This is a genomic window from Anaerolineales bacterium (genome assembly GCA_022866145.1).
GTDB lineage: Bacteria > Chloroflexota > Anaerolineae > Anaerolineales > E44-bin32 > PFL42.
The window spans coordinates 1-1,505 of sequence record JALHUE010000313.1 but is presented as its reverse complement, the minus strand read 5'-3'; the positions used below and the strand labels follow the sequence as shown (position 1 = coordinate 1,505).

Here is a 1,505-nt window from a genome sequence, read left to right as displayed (position 1 = left end):
GGTGTCCAGGACTACGAGCCCTCCGGCCCACCGGATTCAGAGGTTTGGCGCCATGGGCATGCTGGCGCTGGCCAGTCTCCTGTTGGCGATCCCTCTCGCAGCGCACGCGGTCGTGGGTTGGTCCTCACGCTACATGGCCGATGACTACTGCACCGTCGGCACCTTGCGCAGACTGGGGTTCTCGGAAAGTCAGAAGTTCTGGTACACGACCTGGTCGGGACGGTACAGCTTCACCTTCTTGGTGAATCTGGCGGAGGCCGCAGGTGTGGTCGTAACCCGCTGCATTCCGGCTCTCGCCATCGTGGGCTGGGTTCTGCTTCTGGCGCTTCTCTTCCGCCAGCTGGGGCGCGGGGCAGGGAGCATAGGTTCGGTGCTGGCTGGCATAGCCGTGGGAGCAGCGTTGGTCTTCGTCTTGCTGGACGGAACGCCCAACCCCTATCAGTCGCTCTACTGGCAGACCGGGATGATGACCTACGTCCTGCCCTTGATCCTGCTCACCGGGCTCGGAGCCTGGCTGTTGAGGCAGGCGAGCCGCGAGGTCAAGTCGGTCTCGCCGTCGGCCTGTCTCGCTGTGGGTCTGTACGCCCTGATCGCGGGTGGGTTCTCGGAGACCTACGCTGTGCTTCAGATCGCGGTTCTGGCTGTGGGAGCCGTCGCGGCCTGGGTCGGAATGCGGGGGAACCGCAAGCGCATGCTGGCGCTGCTGGCCTCGGCACTCCTGGGCGCCGGCCTGGCCTTGGTGTTGCTGTACGTAGCCCCCGGCACGGAGGTCCGCCGCAGCCTGGTCTCCGGCCCGGTGACGATCCCACAGCTGGGAAGTCGCCTGGTCCAGGATACACGGATCTTCCTTTCGCGAACCGTCCATAAGATCCCTGCCGGATTGGCCTTGGTGGTCGCGCTGCCGCTGAGCATCTCCCTGGGACTGGGGAGCATCGCCTCGCCCCTATCGGATGGACCGCGCTTTGCCGCGAAGCGATTCGTGCCCTGGTTGATCCTTCTACCGCCTGTTGTTGCCAGCTTGCTCATCGTCACCATGGCGCCTTACGAGTTCGCGGTCTCTGATTACCCAGATGCTAGGGTTCTGGTCACCAGCCTGTTCGTCCTGGTAGCCGGGCTCGGCGTCTGGGGCTTCCTGCTGGGCAGCGCCCTGGCAGCTTGGGCCGGCCCACTTGCACGGCCGGCAGCCCTGGGATTGGGGCTGGTCAGCGTGTGTCTGGTCGTCATCTCCGTGCTGCCGGGCACCCAACGCGTGCTGATCCGGTTGCCGGAGGTTCAGTCGTTCGCCGTGGATTGGGAGCGCCGGGACCAAGCCTTGCGGGAGGCCGAGGCCCGCGGCCTTGACGAGATCCGCGCCGCTTCCCTGTCGCATATGGGTGGCCTGACGGAAATCGGCTACGATCCGGCCGAGTGGATCAATGTCTGTGTGGCTCAGGCCTACGGTCTGAAGCGAGTGATCGCGAAGTGAGCTTGGACCGGCGCGGGGAGCACTCCCTGGAAGGAGGATC

General features: G+C 65.4%; 1 protein-coding gene. It reads left to right on the top strand.

The window, feature by feature from the left end; all coding sequences use genetic code 11:
* A partial coding sequence (locus MUO23_09730) for a DUF6056 family protein (protein MCJ7513232.1) occupies window positions 1-1,465 on the top strand: 1,465 nt, incomplete at its 5' end.
* Between the last annotated feature and the right edge of the window lie 40 nt (window positions 1,466-1,505).